Source organism: Stenotrophomonas sp. PS02297 (assembly GCF_029959705.1).
Lineage (GTDB): Bacteria > Pseudomonadota > Gammaproteobacteria > Xanthomonadales > Xanthomonadaceae > Stenotrophomonas > Stenotrophomonas nitritireducens.
The window spans coordinates 104,885-113,458 of the sequence record NZ_JASCOS010000002.1 but is presented as its reverse complement, the minus strand read 5'-3'; the positions used below and the strand labels follow the sequence as shown (position 1 = coordinate 113,458).

5 protein-coding genes and 1 pseudogene are annotated in these 8,574 nt (G+C 68.5%); all 6 read right to left on the bottom strand.

All coding sequences use genetic code 11. From position 1 onward, the window contains the following. Window positions 1-633, bottom strand: a 633-nt coding sequence (lpxK, locus tag QMX80_RS01095) for a tetraacyldisaccharide 4'-kinase (RefSeq protein WP_282274679.1), incomplete at its 3' end; no start/stop codon positions are given. Further along, on the bottom strand, window positions 633-2,378 hold the full coding sequence (msbA, locus tag QMX80_RS01090; protein WP_273080004.1) for a lipid A export permease/ATP-binding protein MsbA: 1,746 nt from the start codon (window positions 2,376-2,378) through the stop codon (window positions 633-635). The genes lpxK and msbA, both read right to left, overlap by 1 nt. Beyond that, window positions 2,375-2,797, bottom strand: a complete 423-nt coding sequence (locus QMX80_RS01085) for a biopolymer transporter ExbD (RefSeq protein ID WP_055769743.1) — start codon at window positions 2,795-2,797, stop codon at window positions 2,375-2,377. Before QMX80_RS01085 ends, msbA begins: the two co-directional genes overlap by 4 nt. Before the next feature lie 6 nt (window positions 2,798-2,803). Then, complete coding sequence (locus tag QMX80_RS01080) at window positions 2,804-3,463, bottom strand: MotA/TolQ/ExbB proton channel family protein (RefSeq protein WP_056930785.1); 660 nt, start codon at window positions 3,461-3,463, stop codon at window positions 2,804-2,806. Further along, window positions 3,357-5,893 (bottom strand): annotated as a pseudogene (locus tag QMX80_RS01075) (DNA internalization-related competence protein ComEC/Rec2). The gene QMX80_RS01080 and the pseudogene QMX80_RS01075 overlap by 107 nt, the downstream one beginning before the upstream one ends. Before the next feature lie 434 nt (window positions 5,894-6,327). After that, window positions 6,328-8,436: a polyribonucleotide nucleotidyltransferase gene (gene pnp, locus QMX80_RS01070; RefSeq protein WP_055769746.1), complete on the bottom strand. Its 2,109-nt coding sequence runs from the start codon at window positions 8,434-8,436 to the stop codon at window positions 6,328-6,330. Between the last annotated feature and the right edge of the window lie 138 nt (window positions 8,437-8,574).

Genomic DNA, 8,574 nt, shown 5'->3' with positions numbered 1-8,574 from the left:
CGCCTGTGCGGGGGCGCGGGCCGGCCCGTGGTTGACCCCCCGCAAACCCCCGGCGCGGGCCCGCGCCACCGGCGCGCGCAGCGGGCCGGCCGGCATCAGCCGGCCGTTGCCGTAACGCCGCTGCGCATCGACCACTTCGATCTCGATGTCGCGCGCCAACCGGTAATGCTGCAGCCCGTCGTCGCAGACCACCACGTCGCAGCCGGCCGCATGCAATGCCTTGGCCGCGGCGACGCGATCCCGGTCCACGCGCACCGGCACGCCGGTCTTCCAGGCGATAAGCACCGGCTCGTCGCCGCCCAGCCCCGGCGCCAGGTCCGGCGTGATCCAGCGGGCGCTGCCGGCATCGTCGCGACCATAACCGCGGCTGGCCACGCCCGGCTTCCAGCCCGCCGCGCGCAGGCGCTCCACCAGCTCGATGGTCAACGGCGTCTTGCCGGTGCCGCCGGCGGTGATGTTGCCGACCACGATCACCGGCACCGGCACCTGGCGGCGGCGCAGCCAACCACGGCGGTACAGGCCCCGACGAAGCCCGGCGACGGCGCCGTACAACGGCGCCAGCAGGCGGGCCGTCCACGGCACCGGGGCGCCGTCATACCACCATGCCGGCGTCTGCGTTCCCTTGCCGGCCATCAGACCTGCCTTTCCCGGAACTGCATGCGGTAGAGATGTTCGTACAGGCCGCCCAGCGCCAGCAGTTCCTGGTGCGTGCCGCGCTCGACGATCCGCCCCTGGTCCATCACCAGCACCTGGTCGGCATGTTCGATGGTGGACAGGCGGTGCGCGATGACCAGCGTGGTGCGGTCCGGCATCAGCCTCTGCAGCGCATCCTGCACAAGGCGCTCGGACTCGTTGTCCAGCGCCGCGGTGGCTTCGTCCAGGATCAGGATCGGCGCATCCTTGAGCATCGCCCGCGCGATCGCCAGGCGCTGGCGCTGGCCACCGGACAGCCGGCCGCCCTTGGCGCCGACCTGCGCATCCATGCCCTGCGGCAATTGTTCGACGAACTCGCGCGCGTTGGCGCCCACGATGGCTTGTTCCAGCTGTTCGGCGCTGCTTTCCAGCAGTTCGCCGTAGGCGATGTTCTGGGCGATGCTGCCGTCGAACAGCACCACCTGCTGCCCGACCAGCGCGATCTGCCGGCGCAGGTCGGCCAGGCGGTAATCCTGCACGGGACGGCCGTCGAGCAGGATCTGCCCGGACTCCGGCTCGTAGAAGCGCGGGATCAGCTTGATCAGGGTGGACTTGCCGCTGCCCGAACGGCCGACGATCGCCGTCACCGTGCCCGGGCGCGCGACGAAGCTGATGCCCTCCATCGCCGGCCGCACCTGCCCCGGATAGCGTGCGGTGACGTCGCGGAACTCCAGCAGTCCTTCGGCCCGCCGCAGTTCGAGGGTGCCCTTGTCCGGCTCGTCCTGCGCATCGAGCACCACGAACAGGCGCTGCGCCGAGGCGATGCCGCGCTGGGTCATGTTCTGCACGTTGGTGAGCTGCTTGAGCGCGGGGATGACGGTCATCATCGCCAGCATCATCGAGACGAAATGCCCCACGGACAAACGCCCAGCCGCCGCTTCATGGCCGGCGATCAGCAGCAGCGCCGCCAATCCGACCGCGCCGATCAGCTGCACCATCGCCGAGGAAATGCTGCGCGTGGCCTCGACCTTCATCGCCAGCTTCAGGTTGGTGTCGGCCAACGCGCCGTAGCGTTCCAGTTCGCTGCGCTGCGCACCGTAGATCTTGACTTCCTGCTGGCTGGACAGCGTCTGGTCCGCAGCCTGCAGCAGTTCGGCGCCACTTTCCTGGATGCGATGGCTGATCCGGCGATAGCGCTTGGCGACCTTGTTCATCACCCAGGCCAGCGGCGGCGCCAGCACGAAGATGGCCAGTGTCACCTGCCAGCTGTACCACAGCATCGTCGCCAGCGAGACCAGCACCTGCAGAGACTGCTGCAACACCACCTTCATCGCGTCGACGGCCGCCTGTGCCACCTGGTCGCTGTCCGAGCCCAGCCGCACCAGCATCGACGGCACCGGCTCGGCATCGAACTGCAGGCCGGGCAGGCGCAGGTATTTGCCCAGCACCTGCACGCGCAGATCGCGGGCGATGCTGCGCGCGGCCTTGCCCATGCCGATGTCGGTCAGGTAGCCCGCCACTCCTCGCAGCAGGAACAGGCCCACGATCGCCATGGGCATCCACCAATTGATGTCCTCCGGATTCACCAGGTTGTTGGTGATGGGGCTCATCAGCAGGAGGAAGCCGCCACCGGCCAGCGCTTCGATCAGCATGCCCAGCGCGGCCACCATCAGCAATCCACGGTAGGGCTTGGCGAACCCGAGCAGGCGCCGGTATGTCTGCCAAGGAGTGGCGTGCCCGCTCATTGCTGCGCCTCCGGCGCGGTGGCGATGGCGATGCGGCGGAAGCCGAGCTGGCCCAGCGCATCCTGCACCGTCACCACGGCCTGGTAAGGAGTGCGCGCGTCGGCGCGCAGCAGCACGGTCTGGCTGCGGTCATCTCCGGCGACCTGGATGATGGTCCGCTTCACCGACTCCACGTCGGTGCGCAGCACTTCCTGGTCATTGATGAAATAGCGGCCGTCGGCATTGACCAGCACGCTGAGCGAGCGCGGCGGCTCGGCGTTGCGCTGGTCGCTGGCGGTGGGCAGCTGCACCTGCAGGGTGGAGCGCGCGTCGAAGGTGGTAGTGATCACGAAGAAGATGATCAGCACCAGGATCACGTCGATCAGCGGCACCAGATCGATATGCGGTTCGTCCTGGGCCCGGTCGTTACGGATGCGCATGCGCAGTCAGGCCTTGGCCACAGCCGCGGCCTGCGGGGCCGGCTTGGCCGCGGCCATCACCGCCGGGCGGCCATCGAGCGTATCCAGCAGCGCGCCAGCTTCATGTTCCATCTCGATCACATAGCCATCGACGCGCGCCCGGAAATAACGGTGGAACATCAGCGCCGGGATCGCCACGATCATGCCGGTGGCGGTACACACCAGGGCCTTGCCGATGCCGCCGGCCAACTGGTTCACATCGCCCACGCCATGGTCGAGGATGCCGAGGAACATCTGGATCATTCCGATCACCGTGCCCAGCAGGCCGAGCAGCGGGCCAGCCGAGGCGATCGTACCCAGGGCATTGAGGTAGCGCCCCATCCGATGCACCAGATGCCGGCCGGTGTCCTCGATGCGCTCGCGGATCTGGTCGCGCGGACGATTGCGGGCTTCCAGCGCCGCGGCCAGCAGCGCGCCCAGCGGCGAATTCGCGCGCAGCGATTCGATGTGGGAAGCATCCAGCTTGCCGCGCGCCGCCCAGTTGCGGACTTCCTGCCCCAGGCCCGGTGGCAGCACTTCGTTACGCCGCAGGCTCCAGAAGCGCTCCAGGACGATCGCCAACGCCAGCACGCCCAGCAGCAGCAGCGGCACCATCGGCCAACCACCGGCCTTGACCAGTTCCCACACGTTTCAACCCTCCGGCGCGGCGGCCGTGTTTTCGTCCTCCGATAGGATAACAGCCGCCCGTGCCCGCCCAGCAGCATCCCAGAGGCGACGACGCCAGCTGCGGCGCTCGCGCACCTGCAGGCCACGCTCTCCCAGCCATACCCTGACCGCACCACTCGCGGGAGTCGCCAGTACCTCGGCGCCGGCTCCACGCCAGCGCTCGACCACTTCGGGCCTGGGATGGCCGAACCGGTTGCCATGACCGGCCGACACCAGCACCAGGCGTGCGCGCGTGGCCGCGACGAACATCGGCAACGAGGAACCGCCGCTGCCATGATGCGGCACCACCACCACCTCCGCCTGCAACGACGGCCGTTGCCGCCGCACCAATGCCTCCTCGATGACCTGACCGATGTCTCCGGTCAGCAGCGCCGCGCCATGGCGGGTCGCTATCCGGAGCACGCAGCTGGACTCGTTGCCCAGATAGGGAAAACCAGCATGCGGGTGCAGGTACTCGAACCAGACCCCGTCCCATTGCCAGCGCCGGCCGGCCGCACACTCGGCCAGGTTGTCGCCGGCTGCAGGCAGCGGCATTCCCGGTGGCCCGCGCCAGTCGTCCACGGGCATGGCGGCGCGGACCGCGCCCACACCTCCGGCATGGTCGTTGTCGGCATGGCTGACGACCACGGCATCGAGCCGGCCCACCCCCAAGGCATGCAGCGCCGGCACGACCACGCGCTCGCCCGCATCGAAGCCATCGCGCACCGCCGGCCCTGCGTCGTAGAGCAGGTGGTGGTCACGGGTGCGCACCAGCACCGACAGTCCCTGCCCCACATCGAGCAGTACCAGTTCCACCTCGCCATGCCCGGGCAGCTCACGGGCCGGCCACAGCAGAGGCAACCAGAGCAGCAGCGCCAGCCGCTTGCCGGGAATGCCGCCCGGCAGCAGCAGCCACACGGCGCCGGCAAGCGCGAGCGGCACCGCCACGCTCCGCGCCTCGGGCAACCACCACAACGCGAAACGACTGCTCCCCAGCCACGACAGTGGCGGCCAGCTCAGGTCGAAGCACCACGCCGACGCGCGCCACGGCCATGTCCCGGCGCCTGGCAGCACGGCTTCCAATCCGGTGCCCAGCACGGCCAGCGGCACCACCACAAGGCTCCACCATGGAATGGCGATCAGATTGGCGAGCGGCCCGGCCAGGGAAGCCTGGTCGAACAGCGCCGCGGTGAACGGCAGCAGCCCCACCGTCGCCACCGCCTGCGCGGAAAGGAAACCGCGCAGCCAGTGCATGCGCTCGGGCAGGCACCAGACCAGCCAGGCCACGCCGGCGAAACTCAGCCAGAACCCGGCCATCAGCATCGCCAACGGATCCCAGGCCAGCACGACCAGAGCCGCCAGCGCCAGCGAGCCGCCAACGCTGCCGTGGCGACGCCCCAGCCGCGCCAGCGCAACCACGGCGACCATCAGCACCGTGCGCACCGTCGGCAGGGCGAAACCGGCCACCGCCGCATAGCCGGCGGCCCCGAGCACGGCCGCGATGGCCGCGGCATGGGAACGCGGGCAGCATCGTCCCAGCCAGGGCAGCAACCACCATAAGCCGGCCGCGGCCAATGCGATGCAGCCGGCGACCATGCCCACATGGAAGCCGGAGATGGCGATCAGATGGGTCAAGCCGGTGGCCCGGAGCATCTGCCAGTCGCCATCGTCCAGCGCACGGGTGTCGCCTACCGCCAATGCCCGCACATAGCGCGAGGATGAGGCGCCGACGGCGCTGTCGATCTTTCCGGCCATGTCCTCGCGCCATGCATCGATTCCGGACGGCATCGCCAGCGCCCTGCCGCCCTTGCTCACGACCAGTCCAGTGGCGGTGATCCGCTGCGCCAGCGCATTGCGCCCGGCGTCGAAGCCGCCCGGATTGGCAAGCCCCCGCGGCGCCCGCAGGCGCACCTGCAACTGCCAGCGCGTACCGGCATGCACCTCCGTCCGCGGCCCCGGCTGCGTACTTCCGAAATCGTCGTACCACGCCAGTTGCAGCAGGCGTCCACGCAGTGGGGCAGGCTGGGCCGCGGCATCATCGACGCGGAAGCGGAACCGTGTCCGCCTGGGCCCGGCCTCTGGCAGGGACACCACGGTACCCACGATGACGGCTTCGCTGCGTTCCAGTGCCGGCGGCAGCTGCGCCTGCAGAACCCAGCCGGCATGCAGGGACGCCCAGCCGGCACCGGCCAGCAGCGCCCCGCACCACACCCTGGCCCCCGCTCCCCAGATCGCCAGCCCGGCCAACAGCAGCATCCAACGCAACCAGGAAGGCGGCAGGGCCGGCATCCACAACGCCGCACCGATGCCGGCGAGAAAACAGGCCGCGGCAGCCTTGCCGAGCAAAGGCTGTGCGGCGGCTCGCCGTCGCCGCCATGACAGCCCGGCGCGCTGGCTGGCCCATCGCCACATTCCTTGCCTCCCCCTGCCACCGGCTCATCTCCATGCTGACGGGACGGGAACGCCAGGGCTGTAGGGAAGTGACATGCCAGTGCAGCGGAAAAGGCCCTGCGCGAAGGTCGGGGCCGGAACTCGATGGCCGTGGGCGGAGCAACGGCACGATTCCCGCCAGCGCCTGTCCGCGGCCCAAAGATCAGACGCTCCGCGGGGGCCTTACCGGAAAGGCATGCCGGGCGCTGCCCGGCACTACAAGGCCGTCATGTCCGCCTCCACTGTAGAGCGGGGCAACGCCCCGCTGGAGCCTCACCGGCCAAGCCCCGCCAGGCGCTGCCCAGCGCCGCGGAGCATCATCGCCGTTGTCCGGAACCGGCCCCTCGGCTGCGAGACCACCAAAAGAAAAGCGGGCCAGTGGCCCGCTTTCCCGATATCAAGCAGAGGTGTCCGGCTTATTCGGCCGACACGCCCTCGCCTTCTTCCACGGCCTTCATCGACAGGCGGATGCGGCCCTGCTTGTCCACTTCCAGCACCTTGACCTTGACCACGTCGCCTTCCTTCAGCTTGTCGCCGACCTTCTCCACGCGCTCGCTGGAGATCTGCGAGACGTGCACCAGGCCGTCCTTGCCCGGCAGGATGGTGACGAACGCGCCGAAGTCCATGATCTTGGCGACCTTGCCTTCGTAGATGCGGCCCGGCTCGACGTCCGAGGTGATCTGCTCGATGCGGGCCTTGGCGGCCTGGGCAGCGATGGCATTGACCGACGCGATGACGATGGTGCCGTCGTCCTGGATGTCGATCTGGGTGCCGGTTTCCTTGGTGATGGCCTGGATGGTCGAGCCACCCTTGCCGATCACTTCGCGGATCTTGTCCGGGTGGATCTTGATGGTCAGCAGGCGCGGTGCGTAGTCGGACAGCTCCGAACGCGGGGCGGTCAGGCCGTGGGCCATTTCACCCAGGATGTGCAGGCGGCCGGCCTTGGCCTGCTGCAGGGCCTGCTTCATGATCTCTTCGGTGATGCCTTCGATCTTGATGTCCATCTGCAGGGCGGAGATGCCCTCGGCGGTACCGGCCACCTTGAAGTCCATGTCGCCCAGGTGATCTTCGTCACCCAGGATGTCGGACAGGACGACGAAGCGCTCGCCTTCCTTGACCAGGCCCATGGCGATACCGGCCACCGGCGCCTTCACCGGCACGCCGGCGTCCATCAGGGCCAGCGACGAGCCGCAGACCGAGGCCATCGACGAGGAACCGTTCGACTCGGTGATTTCCGACACGACGCGGATGGTGTACGGGAAGGCTTCCAGCGACGGCATGACAGCCAGCACGCCACGCTTGGCCAGGCGACCGTGGCCGATTTCGCGGCGCTTCGGGCCCATCATGCGGCCGCACTCGCCCACCGAGAACGGGGGGAAGTTGTAATGGAACAGGAAGTTTTCCTTGTACTCACCGGCAACGGCGTCGATGACCTGGCCGTCACGGGCGGTGCCCAGGGTGATGGTCACGATGGCCTGGGTTTCGCCGCGGGTGAACAGCGAGGAACCGTGGGTACGCGGCAGGACGCCGGTCTTCACCGCGATCGGGCGGACGGTGTCCAGCGCACGGCCGTCGATGCGGACCTTGGTGTCCAGCACCGAGTCACGCATGGTGCGGTATTCCAGCTCGCCGAATTCCTTCGACAGCTCGGCCGGGTTCCAGCCTTCGGCGGCCACGCGGCCGGCCAGGGCTTCGACCACGTCCTTCTTGATCGCCGAGATGGCGTCGCGGCGCTGCAGCTTGTCGCGCACCTGGAAGGCTTCGCCCAGGCGCGGGCCGATGGCTTCCTTCAGGGCGGAGATCAGCGCGTCGTTCTTGGCCGGGGCTTCCCAGGTCGACGGCTTGGTGCCGGCTTCGACGGTCAGCTCGTTGATCGCGTTGATGACCTTCTGCATTTCGCGGTGGCCGAAGGTCACGGCGCCCAGCATCACTTCTTCGGACAGCAGCGCGGCTTCGGATTCGACCATCAGCACGGCATTGGAGGTACCGGCGACGACCAGCTCCAGCTGCGAGTCAGCCAGTTCGCTGACGGTCGGGTTCAGGATGTACTCGCCGTTCTTGTAGCCGACCTTGGCGGCGCCGATCGGACCCATGAACGGGGTACCGGCCAGGGCCAGGGCAGCCGAAGCGCCGATCAGGGCCGGGATGTCACCGTCCACGTCCGGGTTCAGCGACATCACCGTGGCGATGATCTGCACTTCGTTCTTGTAGTCTTCCGGGAACAGCGGGCGGATCGGACGGTCGATCAGGCGCGAGATCAGGGTTTCCTTCTCGGTCGCACGGCCTTCGCGCTTGAAGAAACCACCCGGGATACGGCCGCCGGCGTAGAACTTCTCCTGGTAATCAACGGTCAGCGGGAAGAAGTCCTGGCCTTCGCGCGCACTCTTGGCGGCGACGGCGGTGACCAGCAGTACGGTGTCGTCCATCTTGACGATGACGGCACCGCTGGCCTGACGGGCGACTTCGCCGGTCTCAAGCGTGACGGTGTGCTTGCCGTACTGGAAGGTTTTGGTGATTTTTGCCACGGAGGGTGTCCTTGGGGATGCTGTCTGCGAATGGACCGTCGGCGACCCTTGTCGCCAGCGGGCGGCCGGTTGTTCCGGTCCCGGGAATGCTGTTGAACTGCAAAAACAAAACCGCGGCGCATCGCTGCGCCGCGGAGG